A 13,727-nucleotide genomic window follows, 5' to 3' on the forward strand; every position below is an offset into this window, starting at 1 on the left:
GCGGGGCCCCTTCGTCGCGTGCGGGTCACTCGTGGGCGATGGCGCCCAGCACGTTGATCCGCGCGGCCCGCACCGCGGGCAGCACCGCGGCGATCACGCCGATGATCGCGGCCAGGGCGAGGAAGACCCCCATCTGGCCCCACGGCAGGACCAGGTCGGTGATCCCCTCGTCCTTGAGCGCCCGGACCACCGCGGCGCCCAGCCCGGTGCCGACCGCCACGCCGAGCAGCGCCCCGAAGATCGAGATCACCACCGCCTCGACGGTGATCATGCGCATGGTCTGCGCCCGACGCAGCCCGATCGCCCGCAGCAGCCCCAGCTCCCGGGTCCGCTCCAGCACCGACAGGGCCAGGGTGTTGATGATGCCGAGCACCGCGATCACGATGGCCAGCGCCAGCAGGATCTGGATCATCCGCAGCGGGGTGTCCAGCTGGCTGGTCTGCTGCTTGATGAACGCGTCCCGGTCCGCCACCGACACCTCCGGGCTGTCAGCGAGCAGGGTCTCCACCCGCGGCTGCACGTCGGCGACCCGGGCGCCGGGCGCGAGCTGCACGAAGCCCTGGATCGGTTGCGGGATGGCGAAGTCGGTGGCCGCCTGCGGCGGCAGCACCACCGGGTTGGTCAGCTGCGAGCTCTGGTAGATGCCGCTGACCGTGTACGTCCGCGCCTCGCCCCGGGACAGCTGCACCGTCACCTGCGAGCCGACCGACACGTTGCGCGACTTGGCGGTGTCCGAGCTGAACAGCATCTGGTCCGGGCCGAGCCGGCTGATGTCGCCGGCGGTGGCCTTCGCGCCGAAGATCCGCTGCAGCGCGGCGACGTTGCTCGACGCCCCCACCCAGGTGCGGGTGCCGTTGACCGTGGCCATGTCGCCGTACTCGCCGTCGACCAGCTGCACGCCCGGGATCGCCGCCGCCTTCTCCAGCACCCCCGGGTCGAAGCTCGGCGGGCGCGGCCCGCTCTGCGCCCCGGAGATCACCAGCTCGGCCTTGATGGTGTCCGCGGCCACCTTGCTGATGCTGCCCTTGGCCGAGTCGAGGATCACCGTCACGCCGGTCACCAGGGCGATGCCGACCATCAGCGCGGCGGCGGTGATCGCCGTGCGGCGCGGGTTGCGGCCGGAGTTCAGCCGGCCCAGCTTGCCCGGCACCGACCAGGCGAAGAGCGCCCCGAGCAGGCCGACCACCGGCCGGCTGATCAGCGGGGTCAGCAGCGCCACCCCGATGAAGGCGAAGAGCACGCCGCCGAGGATGGTGGCCAGGGTGTTGTCGCCGGCGTGGCCGTTCAGGCCGAGAAAGAGCAGCGTGGCGCCGATCGCGGTGACGATCCCGCCGGCCACGGTGACCTTGGTCAGCGGGCGGTCCGGCGTGGCCACGTCCTGCATCGCGGCGATCGGCGGAATCCGGGACGCCCGCAGCGCCGGCAGCAGCGCCGCCACCACGGTGATCACCAGGCCGACGCCGAAGGCGCCGATCACCGCCGCCGGCGGCACGCCGAGCCCGGCCAGGCTCAGCCCGCCGGCCAGCTTCCCGAACAGGTACGCCAGCAGCGCGCCGACGCCGATGCCGGCGGCCAGCCCCAGCACCGAGGCGATCAGGCCGACCACGATGGCCTCCAGCACCACCGACCCGATGATCTGCCGCCCGCTCGCCCCGATCGCCCGCATCAGGGCCAGCTCCCGGGTGCGCTGGGCGACGATGATCGAGAACGTGTTGAGGATCAGGAACGTGCCGACCAGCAGCGCCACCGCCGCGAAACCGAGCAGGACCTTGTTGAAGAAGGAGAGCGCCTCCTTCAGGCTGGCCGCCTGGTCGGCGGCGGCCTGCTCGCCGGTCTTCACCTCGTAGCCGGCGCCCAGGGCGGCCGACACGTCGTCGCGCAGCCGCTCGGCCGACACGCCGTCGGCGGCCTTCACGCTGACGTTGGTGAAGGTGTCCGGCTTGCCGAGCATCAGCCGCTGCGCCACCGGGGTGGTGAAGACGACCTCGTTCACCCCGCCGATCGAGTCCCGGCCACCGCTGTAGCCGAAGACGCCGACGATGGTGAACTCCTTCTTCGGCTCCAGGGTCAGCACGCCGACGCGGTCACCGACGTTGACCTTTGCCGCGTCCGCGAGGGCCTGGTTGACGACGATCTCGTCGTCGGCCCGCGGCTCCCGGCTGCCGTCGCGGAGCTCGAGCAGGTCGTCCTCGCCGACCCAGTTCTCGCCCAGCTGCGGCGGCCCGAACGAGGTCACCACCTTGCCGTTGCTGCCGATCAGCCGGGCGCCGTCGGCGTTGACCAGGCCGGTGACCTCCGCCGCGCCCGGCACCTTCGCCTTCACCTGGTCGACCACCGATGCCGGCACCGGGGTGGGCACCTGCTCGCCCTCGGCCTCGCTGAGCTCGACCTTCGGCTTGCCGGAGACGATGACGTCGATGTGCGAGTACCCGTCGGCGAAGACCGCGTCGAACGACCGGCCCAGGGTGTCGGTGAGCACGAACGCGCCGGAGACGAACATGACGCCCAGCACGACGGCCAGGCCGGACAGCAGGAGGCGCACCTTGCGCGCCAGCAGGCTCTTCCACGTGGCGCGGAACATCAGCGCGCCACCTCGGCGGGGGTGTCCAGCTTCTTCATGGTGTCCAGCACCGTGTCGGCGGTCGGCTCGACCAGCTCGGAGACGATCTGCCCGTCGGCGAGGAAGATCACCCGATCGGCGTATGCGGCGGCGGTCGGGTCGTGGGTGACCATCACGATGGTCTGGCCGTGCTCGCGGACCGAGTTGCGCAGGAAGTTCAGCACCTCGGCGCCGGAGCGGGAGTCCAGGTTGCCGGTCGGCTCGTCGGCGAAGATCACCTCGGGGCGGGCGACCAGAGCCCGCGCGCAGGCCACCCGCTGCTGCTGGCCGCCGGAGAGCTGCGCCGGCCGGTGCTTCAGCCGGTCCCGCAGGCCGACCGTGTCGATCACCGTGTCGTACCAGGCCGGATCCGGCTTGCGGCCGGCGATCGACAGCGGCAGCAGGATGTTCTCCTGCGCGGTGAGCGTGGGCAGCAGGTTGAACTGCTGGAAGATGAAGCCGACCTTGTCCCGGCGCAGCTTGGTCAGCCCGGAGTCGCCGAGCCCGGTCACCGTCGTCTCGCCGATCGACACCGTGCCCCGGGTCACCGAGTCCAGGCCCGCCAGGCAGTGCATCAGCGTCGACTTGCCGGAGCCGGACGGGCCCATGATCGCGGTGAACCGGCCGCGCTCGAACTCCGCGGTCACCCCCCGCAGCGCGGCGACCTGCGCCTCGCCGCTGCCGTACAGCTTCCACACGTCGTTGGCCCGGGCCGCGGCCTGCACCTGCGGACCCACCGTCGCGGTCACGTCATCTACCTCTTCCGTTTGCCTGCTGTTTCCGCACCGCCCCCGCTGGCCGGTGCGGCAGTTTCCATCCTCGGCCCGGCGGCTGGAGGATCCGTCCACCCCCGGACGTATCCGATGCCGGAGATCCTGCTGCGGGTCGGCCCCGATGCCGACTCAGGGTTGCCCCTGACCCGGCCGTGGTCGACCGGATTCCCGCACCGCCGGGACGTCCTCGTCGACGCCGACGCTAGGACCTGACGTCGCGTCATGGTCAACCCCGCCGCGCCGCCGATGGTCACGGTAGGTGACAAGGACAACTCCGCGGTGGGCGGGCGGCCCGCCCGCCGCTCACGCGCCGGGACGCACCAGCCCCGTCTCGTACGCCAGCACGACCGCCTGCACCCGGTCGCGCAGCCCCAACTTCGTCAGCACGTGCCCGACGTGGGTCTTGATGGTGGTCTCGCTGACCGACAGCGCCCGGGCGATCTCCGCGTTGGACAGGCCCCGGGCGACCTGCACCAGCACCTCCCGTTCCCGCTCGGTCAGCGCGCTGAGCGCCTTCGGCGGGCTCGCCGCCGGGTCGGGCAGCACGTCGGCGAAGCGGTCCAGCAGCCGCTTGAGGATCCGCGGCGCCACCACCGCCTCCCCGGCGGCGACCGTGCGGATCGCGGTGACCAGGTCCTCCGCCGGCACGTCCTTGGCCAGGAATCCGCTCGCCCCGGCCCGCAGCGCGCCGACCACGTACTCGTCGAGGTCGAAGGTGGTCAGGATCAGCACCCGCACCGGCAGTCGGGCGTCGACGATGGCCCGGGTCGCCGCGACGCCGTCCATCCGGGGCATCCGGATGTCCATCAGCACCACGTCCGGCAGCAGCCGCCGGGACAGCTCCACCGCCTCCAGGCCGTCCCCGGCCTCGGCCACGATGTCCAGGTCGTCCTCGGTGCCGAGCACCATCCGGAATCCGGTCCGCAGCAGCGGCTGGTCGTCGGCGAGCAGGATCCGCACCGGCCGTGCCGGCGTCGTGCGGTCGGTCATCGGATCTCCCCGTCGTGCTCCTCGTGCCGCCCCGGCCCGTCGGGCCGGTTCCGCGTCCCGGGCCGGCGTGGCCCCCGACTTCGTCGGCCGGTCACGCGGGGACCACCCCGACCGGCTCCAGCGGGATCCTCGCGTACACCCGGAAGCCGCCGCCCGGCCGCGGACCGGTCCGCAGGACCCCACCGTAGAGGGCGACCCGCTCGCGCATGCCGACCAGTCCGTGCCCGATCCGGTCGGGTGCCGGACCCGGGCCGCGGCCGGTGTCGGTGACCTCCACCGCCAGCGAACCGTCGGCGAAGGTGAGCCGGACCAGCGCGGTCGCCGCGCCGGCGTGCTTGAGCGCGTTGGTCAGCGCCTCCTGCACGATCCGGTAGACGGTCAGCGCCACCCCCTCCTCCATCGGGCCGGGCCTGCCGTCCACCCGCACGGTCACCGGCAGGCCCGCCTCCCGGACCTGCTCGACCAGCGCCTCGATGCCGGCCAGCCCGGGCTGCGGGGCGAGGTCGGCGGCCGGCTCGGCGTCGGTGCGCAGCACGTCCAGCAGCCGGCGCATCTCCCGCAGGGTGGCCCGGCTGGTCTCCTCGATGGTGGCGATCGCCTCGTCCGCCGTGTCCGGGTCCCGGCGCAGCACCCGGCGGGCGCCGGTGGCCAGCACCCCCATCACGCTGACGTGGTGGGCGACCACGTCGTGCAGCTCACGGGCGATCCGGCGACGCTCGTCGGCGACCGCCCGCTCGGCCAGGGAGCGCTGGTTCGCCTCGGCGACCCGGGCCCGCTCGCGCAGCGCCTGCGTCGACTGCCGCCGGGCCTGCACGGCCCGGCCCACCGCGTACGCCACCGAGGCGGTGAGCAGGTTGTTGAGCAGCAGGTAGGCGGGGCCCACGTCGAGCACGCCGTCCAGCGGCGCGACCGTGACAACCAGCGCCACCGGCACCCACAGCAGCACCGCGGCCAGCGTGGCCGCCCGCAGCGGCCGGTGCGCCGCCATCGTGTACGTGAGCACGACGAAGGTCACGCCCTGCGTGGTCGGGGCGTGCCCGAGCAGCGCCGGCACCCCCAGCGTGGCCACCGCCGCGCCGACCGCCGGCCACGGGGCGACCCGGCGCAGCGCCACCGGCGCGGCGCAGAGCACGCTCCAGCCCAGCTCGGCCGACAGTTGCCCGGGGCGCAGCTCCCGCGGGGTGAGCAGGAGGAAGACCAGATCCACCAGCACCAGGGCGACCGCGAAGCAGCCGTCGACAGCCAGCGGTCGGTGCCGTGCCCACGCCCTCAGCCGATCTGTCACACCGGAACGCTAACCGCCGCCCGGCGGGACCCCTCGTCGCCGATGCCGAACCCGCCCTCCTCCCTGGGGAGGAGGTTCACTCGTCGGCGCCCGGGGTTACCGGCCCGGAGCGGGCGTCGCGCAGCGGGTCCGTGGTGGCGAGGGTCGGGAACGGCGGCGGGGTGCCACCGAAGCTCGGGCAGTGCGCCTGGTGGCTGCACCAGTCACAGAGCCGGCTGGGTCGGGGTCGGAAATCCTGCCGCGCGGTGGCCTGCTCGATGGCCTGCCAGAGCGCCACCACCGTGCGCTCGAAGCGCAGCAGCTCCTCGGCGTCCGGGGTGTAGTCGCAGATCTCGGCGTCCTTGAGGTAGAGCAGCCGCAGCACCCGCGGCACCACCCCCCGGGTCCGCCACAGCACCAGGGCGTAGAACTTGAGCTGGAACAGCGCCCGCGCCTCGAACGCCTCCCGCGGCGCCCCGCCGGTCTTGTAGTCGACCACCCGCAGCGCCCCGTCCGGCGCGACGTCGAGCCGGTCCAGGTAGCCCCGGATCAGCAGCTCGTCGTCGACCACCGCGGAGATCAACGCCTCCCGCTCGGCCGGCTCCAACCGGCGCGGATCCTCCACCGCGAAGTAGCCCTCCAGCAGGGTGGCGGCCGAGCGGAGGAACTCGGCGACCCCGGCGGCGTCGCCCTCGGCGAACAGGCCCGCCAGCTCCGGCTCCTCGGTGACCAGCCGGTCCCACTGCGGGGCCACCAGGTCGCCCGCGGACTCCGGCGTGCGGGCCGCCGCCGGCAGGTCGAACAGCCGCTCCAGCACGGCGTGCACCAGCGTGCCCCGGGCCTGCTCCACGGTGGGACGCTCGGGCAGCCGGTCGATGCTGCGGAACCGGTAGAGCAGGGGGCAGGTCTTGAAGTCCGCCGCGCGCGACGGCGACAGCGACGCCCGTACCGTGGGTGGCACCACCGCCGTGGCGAGGGTGTCCTGTGCGTCGATCACCGGTTCCGCCGTCATGTCCGGAAGGTTAGGGCACCGGTGTGACAGGGCCGCCGTCGCCGCACCGGCACATGATCCGTGCCGCGTAGCATCGGTGCGGTGCAGCAGCCGTCCCGACCACCACGCCGGCGCGGGCGTCGTCTCGGCCTGACCGTGGGCCGGGTGTTCGGGGTGCCCCTGCACCTGGACGCCTCGATGCTCCTGCTCACCCTGGTGGTGACCGTCGCGTACGCGGTGCTCGCGCGCCGCCAGCTCGACCTCGGCCCGGTGGCCGGCTACCTGGTCGGCGTCGGCTTCGTCGTCTCCCTGCTCGGCTCCGTGCTGCTGCACGAGCTGGGGCACGCGCTGACTGCCCGCCGGTACGGCATCGGTGTGCGCGGGATCACCCTGGAGCTGCTCGGCGGGTACACCGAGATGGACCGGGACGCGCCGAGCCCCCGGGTCGACCTGCTGGTCTCGCTCGCCGGCCCGGCGGTCTCCGCGCTGCTCGGCGCCGTCGGCGTCGCGGCCACCCTCGCCCTGCCCGACGGCACCCTGGCCGACCAGCTCGCCTTCCAGTTCGCGGCGAGCAACGTCGTGGTGGCGATCTTCAACAGCCTGCCCGGGCTGCCGCTCGACGGCGGCCGCGCGCTGCGCGCGGCCGTCTGGGCGCTCACCCGGGACCGGCACCGGGGCACCGAGGTGGCCGGCTGGGTGGGCCGCGCGGTCGCCCTCGGCACCCTGGCCCTGGTCGTCGCGCTCACCCTGCGCCGGGCGCTGCCGCCGCTGCTGCTACCGCTGCTGCTGCTGGTGGCGTTCACCCTGTGGCGGGGCGCCGGGCAGTCGATCCGGCTGGCCCGGATCAGCCGCCGCCTCCCGCTGATCGACCTCGCCCGGCTGGCCCGACCGGTGCTGCCGGTGCCCAGCGGCACCCCGCTGGCCGAGGCGCAGCGCCGCCGCGCGGAGGGCCCGGACCCCCGTGCCGCGCTCACCGTCGTCGACTCCGCCGGCCGGCCGGTCGCCCTGGTCGACCCGGCCCGCGCCGACGCCGTACCCCCGGACCGCCGGCCGTGGCTCGCGGTGGACGCGGTCTCCCGCGGCCTGGACACGGTCCCGACGCTGCCGGTCGGCACGGACGGCGAACGGGTGATGCAGACCGTGCAGACCCACCCGGGCGCACAGTACGTCGTGACGGCAGGCGAAGATGTCGTCGGCGTTCTGCACATCGCGGATCTGGCGCAGCTCCTGGAACCCAAACGGAAGATGAACACGTGACCGCACAGCCCTCCACCGTCCCGGCCGACCCCGCCGTCCCGGCGCTGCCACCCGTGCACCGGGGGCCGTTCCGCCCCGGCGACCGGGTGCAGCTGACCGACCCGAAGGGGCGGATGCACACCGTGACGCTGGAGCCCGGCAAGGAGTTCCACACCCACCGCGGCATCCTCCGCCACGACACCCTGATCGGCCTGCCCGACGGCAGCGTGGTGACCACCACCGGCGGCGGCACCGCCTTCCTGGCCCTGCGCCCGCTGCTGTCGGACTACGTGCTCTCCATGCCGCGCGGCGCCCAGGTGATCTACCCGAAGGACTCCGCGCAGATCGTCGCGATGGGCGACATCTTCCCCGGCGCGAAGGTCCTCGAGGCCGGCGCCGGCTCCGGCGCGCTCTCCTGCTCACTGCTGCGGGCCGTCGGCACCGAGGGCGAGCTGCACTCCTTCGAGGTGCGCGACGACTTCGCCCAGATCGCCCGGCGCAACGTCGAGGCGTTCTTCAACGGGCCGCACCCCGCCTGGCGGCTGCACGTCGGCGACGTCGCGCAGTGCCAGGAGACCGGCTTCGACCGGATCATCCTGGACATGCTCACCCCGTGGGAGACCCTCGACATGGTCGAGCGGGCGCTGGTGCCCGGCGGCGTCTTCATCGGCTACGTGGCCACCACCCCGCAGCTCTCCGAGCTGGTCGAGGCGCTGCGCGAGCGCGGCGGCTGGACCGAGCCGCGCGCCTGGGAGTCGCTGGTCCGCGACTGGCACGCCGAGGGCCTGGCCGTCCGCCCGGACCACCGGATGATCGCGCACACCGCGTTCCTGGTCTCCGCGCGCAAGCTCGCCCCGGGGGTCACCGCGCCGCCGCGCCGCCGCAAGCCGAGCAAGGGCACCGAGGCGTACGTCCAGCGCCGGCAGGCGCTGCGCGAGGCCGAGGCGGCCCGGCAGGCGGCGGCCGACCAGGTCGGCGAGGGTGCGGCGGCCGTACCGGCGGAGGAGCTGGACCAGCCGTGACGGGCTGGCTGGTCGACCCGGCATGAGGCAGGCGATCATGTGTCCCGGCGCGGACCGGCGCCGGGACGACACCGAACGGGCGGAGACGGTGGCATGAGCGAGCGGATCGGGGCACGCGACGGGATCCGGCCCCGCGCGGGCCTCGGCGACGGTGACGGCCGGCGGGTCCGGCCGGACGCCCGGCGGGCGGGGGCGGCGGCATGAGCAGCCCCGGCTTCGGCAACGGCGACCTGCCCGCGGTCTTCCCCGACTGGTCGCCGTACACCGACCTGGAGTCGGCGGCGCGGGCCTACCTGCGGGACCCGGACGTGGCCCTGGAGGCGCTCGGCGGGGTGCTGCGCGGCGCCTCCGTGCTCGGCTTCACCCTGGAACGCTTCGTGAACGAGGTCAACGGGGTGTGGCAGGAGGTCGTCGTCTGCGACGGCAGCCGCCTCGTGCTCTGGCACGGCGAGGACGTCCCGCCGGGGGAGGGGCCGCCCGGTTCGATGACCTCGTCGCTGCGGGTGGTGCCGGTCTCCACGGTGACCGAGGTCGGCTGCCGGCGGCGGCTGACCCGGGCCGACACCGGCGAGATCCGGGTCGACAGCATCGACGTCTACCTGCTGCTGACCTCGCTGGACGAGGCGCCGGCCGGGGACGAGATGGTCGCCGGGCCGCGGCACGACGCGCTGCGCTTCGGCAAGACCCTCGACGACGGCGGCGCGGGACAGATCGCCCGGCTGGAGGAGTTCGCCCGGCTGGTCGCCTCGGTGGTCGGCCGCCCGGTGCTCTGAGCCCCGCCGGCTGACTCACCCTGGTCCGCCAGGCTCCGGCGCCCGCCGGCCACCGGGCCGGCAGGCGGGCGGCTCAGTCCTCCTCGGCGTCCGGGCCGGCCACCTCGACGCCGTCGCTGCCGCGCACCACGTGGATGCACTCGCCCGGGCACTCCTTCGCCGAGTCGATCACCTCGAGGCGCAGGTGCTCGGGCACGCCCACCCGGCTGCCCGGGGCCAGCCGCAGCTCACCGTCGGCGCCCTTGACGTACGCCAGGCCGTCGACGTCGAACTCGAAGACCTCCGGCGCGTACTGCACGCAGAGCCCGTCGCCCGTGCAGAGGTCCTGGTCCACCCAGACCTGAAGCTGGTCCGTCGCGACCTGCGTCATCGTGCACCCCCCATGTTCTCCCGTCCCACGGTCCGACGGTACCCGAACGCCAGTACCCGCCCGTCGACCAGCCCTTGGCGATCAAGCTTCGGTGACGAGCGCGTTGCGCGGGACCGAATCGAGCTCATAGCGGCTAGTGTTAGGTCAGAACGTTCAAGCCCCCCGGGGAGGTGGGACGTGGCACGCAGCGACGACGCGGACTCGCGCGCCGCACGGTGGGAGAAGGAGGCCCACGATCTCTCCACGCAGGTCGCGTTCCTTCAAGAGGAACTCGCTCTGGTGCGGCGCAAGTTGACCGAAAGCCCCCGACACGTCCGGCAGCTCGAAGAGCGGCTGGCGGCCACCCAGGCACAGTTGGCGCGGCTGACCGAGAACAACGACCGGCTCGTGAGCACCCTCAAGGAGGCTCGCGCGCAGATCGTGACGCTCAAGGAGGAGATCGACCGCCTCGCGCAGCCACCCAGTGGCTACGGCGTCTTCCTGGCGAAGCACGACGACGGCACGGTGGACGTGTTCACCGGCGGGCGCAAGCTCCGGGTCGCCGTCTCGCCCTCGCTGGAGGTCGACGAGCTCCGGCGCGGCCAGGAGGTCCTGCTCAACGACGCGCTCAACATCGTCGACGCGTTCGGCTACGAGCGGGTCGGCGAGGTCGTGATGCTCAAGGAGATCCTCGCGGGTCCCGGCGGCGCCCCGGGCGACCGGGCGCTGGTGGTCTCGCACTCCGACGAGGAGCGGATCGTGCACCTCGCCGAGACCCTGATCGGCTCGCCGATCCGGGCCGGCGACTCGCTCATGATCGAGCCCCGCTCGGCGTACGCGTACGAGCGGATCCCGAAGAGCGAGGTCGAGGAGCTGGTCCTGGAGGAGGTGCCCGACGTCGGCTACACCGACATCGGCGGCCTCCAGTCGCAGATCGAGCAGATCCGCGACGCGGTGGAGCTGCCCTTCCTGCACGCCGACCTGTTCCGTGAGCACCAGCTCCGGCCGCCGAAGGGCATCCTGCTCTACGGCCCGCCCGGCTGCGGCAAGACGCTGATCGCCAAGGCGGTGGCCAACTCGCTGGCCAAGAAGATCGCCGAGCGGCGTGGTGAGGAGAAGCACACCAGCTTCTTCCTCAATATCAAGGGTCCCGAGCTGCTCAACAAGTACGTCGGCGAGACCGAGCGGCACATCCGGCTGATCTTCCAGCGGGCCCGGGAGAAGGCCGGCGAGGGCACCCCGGTGATCGTGTTCTTCGACGAGATGGACTCGGTCTTCCGCACCCGCGGGTCCGGCGTCTCCTCGGACGTGGAGAACACCATCGTCCCGCAGCTGCTCAGCGAGATCGACGGCGTGGAGGGCCTGGAGAACGTCATCGTCATCGGCGCCTCCAACCGGGAAGACATGATCGACCCGGCGATCCTGCGCCCGGGCCGGCTCGACGTGAAGATCAAGATCGAGCGGCCGGACGCCGAGGCGGCCAAGGACATCTTCTCCAAGTACATCCTCTCCGGGCTGCCCCTGCACCCGGACGACCTGGCCGAGCACGGCGGCGACCCGCAGGCCACCGTGGCGGCGATGATCGACGCGGTCGTGCTGCGGATGTACTCGGAGACCGAGGAGAACCGCTTCCTCGAGGTCACCTACGCCAACGGCGACAAGGAAGTCCTCTACTTCAAGGACTTCAACTCCGGCGCGATGATTCAGAACATCGTCGACCGGGGCAAGAAGATGGCCATCAAGGAGTTCCTCACCTCCGGGCGCAAGGGGCTGCGGCTGCAGCACCTGCTCGACGCCTGCGTCGACGAGTTCCGGGAGAACGAGGACCTGCCCAACACCACCAACCCCGACGACTGGGCCCGCATCTCCGGCAAGAAGGGCGAGCGGATCGTCTACATCCGCACGCTCGTCTCCGGCGGCAAGGGCGCGGAGGCCGGCCGGTCGATAGAGACCGCCAGCAACACCGGCCAGTACCTGTAGGCCCGACCAGCAGACGGAGGCCCGTGGCGCGTCGCGCCGCGGGCCTCCGCGCGTCCGTCGCCGGCCCGCCACACCGTACGCCCGCACCGCGCCGAGCCCCCTTCCCGCGTGCCGGCGACTACGCTCGACCTGACGGGGGGACCGGGACGGGCGAGCGGGAGCGGGCAGTCGATGAGCGTAAGACGGATCATGGGCACCGAGGTCGAGTACGGCATCTCCGTGCCCGGCCAGGCCGGGGCCAACCCGATGGTCACCTCCTCACAGGTGGTGAACGCCTACGGGGCGCGCCCGGAACTCAACCGCGGTGGTCGGGCCCGCTGGGACTACGAGGAGGAGTCGCCGCTGCGCGACGCCCGCGGCTTCACCTACTCCGGCGCGGCCTACGACCCGGCCGAGGCGCTCGCCGACGAGGACCTCGGGCTGGCCAACGTCATACTCACCAACGGCGCCCGGCTGTATGTCGACCACGCGCACCCGGAGTACTCCACCCCCGAGGTGACCAACCCCCTTGACGTGGTGCGCTGGGACAAGGCGGGGGAGCGGGTGATGGCCGAGGCGGCGCGGCGGGCCGCCACCATCCCGGGCACCCAGCCGATCCACCTCTACAAGAACAACACCGACAACAAGGGCGCCAGCTACGGCTCCCACGAGAACTACCTGATGCGGCGGCAGACCCCGTTCGCCGACATCGTGGCGTACCTGACGCCGTTCTTCGTCACCCGGCAGATCGTCTGCGGCGCCGGCCGGGTCGGCATCGGCCAGGACGGCGGCCAGAACGGCTTCCAGATCTCCCAGCGCGCCGACTTCTTCGAGGTCGAGGTCGGGCTGGAGACCACCCTCAAGCGGCCGATCATCAACACCCGCGACGAGCCGCACGCGGACGCCGACAAGTACCGCCGGCTGCACGTCATCATCGGCGACGCCAACCTGTCGGAGATCTCCACCTACCTCAAGGTCGGCACCACGGCGCTCATCCTCAGCATGATCGAGGAGAAGGCCCTCGGCCCGGACCTGGGCATCGCCGACCCGGTCAGCGAGCTGCGCGCGGTCAGCCACGACCCCGGGCTGAAGCACCTGATGCGACTGCGCGACGGGCGCAAGCTGACCGCCCTGGACGTGCAGTGGGCGTACCTGGAGCGGGTCCGGTCCTTCGTGGACGACCGGTACGGCAGCGACGTCGACGAGCAGACCGCCGATGTGCTGAACCGCTGGGAGAGCGTGCTGGACCGGCTCGGCCGGGATGCGTTCCTCTGCGCCGACGAGCTGGACTGGGTGGCCAAGCTGCGGCTGCTCGAGGGGTACCGGGAGCGGGAGAAGCTCGCCTGGGGCTCGCACAAGCTCCAGCTGGTCGACCTGCAGTACTCCGACGTCCGGCCGGAGAAGGGGCTCTACCACCGGCTGGTGTCGCGGGGGTCGATGAAGACGCTGCTGACCGACGAGCAGACCCGGACCGCGATGACCCAGCCCCCGGAGGACACCCGGGCCTACTTCCGTGGCCGCTGCCTGGCCCAGTATGCCTCCGAGGTGGTCGCGGCGAGCTGGGACTCGGTGATCTTCGACGTGGGCCGGGAGTCGCTGGTCCGGGTGCCGATGATGGAGCCGGAGCGGGGCACCCGCAAGCACGTCGGCGCGCTCTTCGACCGGTGCGCCAGTGCCAAGGATCTGCTGGAGACCCTGACCGGGGGCTGACCGCCGCCGGACGCAGGCCCGTCGTACGCCGGAAGACGGCGCGCGGCGGGCTTTTCGTCGC

Annotated in this window: 11 protein-coding genes; 5 read left to right on the forward strand and 6 right to left on the reverse strand. The window is 72.9% G+C overall.

The features are described 5' to 3' along the window. Window positions 1-25: 25 nt before the first annotated feature. From EV384_RS18755 to EV384_RS18775, 5 genes are all read right to left on the reverse strand, one after another. A complete protein-coding gene (locus tag EV384_RS18755; RefSeq protein ID WP_130335111.1) occupies window positions 26-2,581 on the reverse strand; it encodes an ABC transporter permease in 2,556 nt (851 codons plus the stop codon). Beyond that, a complete protein-coding gene (locus EV384_RS18760; RefSeq protein ID WP_130335113.1) occupies window positions 2,581-3,348 on the reverse strand; it encodes an ABC transporter ATP-binding protein in 768 nt (255 codons plus the stop codon). The genes EV384_RS18755 and EV384_RS18760 overlap by 1 nt, the downstream gene beginning before the upstream one ends. 327 nt (window positions 3,349-3,675) lie before the next feature. Next, complete coding sequence (locus tag EV384_RS18765) at window positions 3,676-4,362, reverse strand: response regulator (RefSeq protein ID WP_130335115.1); 687 nt, start codon at window positions 4,360-4,362, stop codon at window positions 3,676-3,678. A gap of 91 nt (window positions 4,363-4,453) precedes the next feature. After that, window positions 4,454-5,647 (reverse strand): sensor histidine kinase, encoded by a 1,194-nt coding sequence (locus EV384_RS18770; RefSeq protein ID WP_130335117.1) that lies wholly within the window; start codon window positions 5,645-5,647, stop codon window positions 4,454-4,456. Window positions 5,648-5,723: 76 nt separating this feature from the next. Next, on the reverse strand, window positions 5,724-6,638 hold the full coding sequence (locus tag EV384_RS18775; protein WP_130335119.1) for a RecB family exonuclease: 915 nt from the start codon (window positions 6,636-6,638) through the stop codon (window positions 5,724-5,726). Window positions 6,639-6,719: 81 nt separating this feature from the next. Here EV384_RS18775 and EV384_RS18780 point away from each other — a divergent pair, with 81 nt between their 5' ends. From EV384_RS18780 to EV384_RS18790, 3 genes are all read left to right on the forward strand, one after another. Beyond that, window positions 6,720-7,874, forward strand: coding sequence for a site-2 protease family protein (locus tag EV384_RS18780; RefSeq protein WP_423202906.1), 1,155 nt, complete (start codon window positions 6,720-6,722; stop codon window positions 7,872-7,874). Beyond that, complete coding sequence (locus EV384_RS18785) at window positions 7,871-8,875, forward strand: tRNA (adenine-N1)-methyltransferase (protein ID WP_130335121.1); 1,005 nt, start codon at window positions 7,871-7,873, stop codon at window positions 8,873-8,875. The genes EV384_RS18780 and EV384_RS18785 overlap by 4 nt, the downstream gene beginning before the upstream one ends. A gap of 200 nt (window positions 8,876-9,075) precedes the next feature. Further along, complete coding sequence (locus tag EV384_RS18790; RefSeq protein WP_130335123.1) at window positions 9,076-9,648, forward strand: hypothetical protein; 573 nt, start codon at window positions 9,076-9,078, stop codon at window positions 9,646-9,648. 73 nt (window positions 9,649-9,721) lie between these two features. Here EV384_RS18790 and EV384_RS18795 read toward each other — a convergent pair whose 3' ends face one another. After that, window positions 9,722-10,018, reverse strand: a complete 297-nt coding sequence (locus EV384_RS18795) for a ferredoxin (RefSeq protein ID WP_130335125.1) — start codon at window positions 10,016-10,018, stop codon at window positions 9,722-9,724. A gap of 177 nt (window positions 10,019-10,195) precedes the next feature. On the opposite strand from EV384_RS18795, the gene arc reads away from it, so the two are divergent. Together arc and dop are read left to right on the forward strand one after the other, a co-directional pair. Then, the gene (gene arc / locus EV384_RS18800) at window positions 10,196-11,977 is read left to right on the forward strand and encodes a proteasome ATPase (RefSeq protein WP_130335127.1); all 1,782 of its coding nucleotides are present in this window, start codon (window positions 10,196-10,198) and stop codon (window positions 11,975-11,977) included. Window positions 11,978-12,148: 171 nt separating this feature from the next. After that, window positions 12,149-13,666 (forward strand): depupylase/deamidase Dop, encoded by a 1,518-nt coding sequence (gene dop, locus EV384_RS18805; RefSeq protein ID WP_130335129.1) that lies wholly within the window; start codon window positions 12,149-12,151, stop codon window positions 13,664-13,666. Window positions 13,667-13,727: the final 61 nt, after the last annotated feature.

Origin of the sequence: Micromonospora kangleipakensis (genome assembly GCF_004217615.1) — a bacterium.
In the GTDB taxonomy this organism is placed as follows: Bacteria; Actinomycetota; Actinomycetes; order Mycobacteriales; family Micromonosporaceae; genus Micromonospora; species Micromonospora kangleipakensis.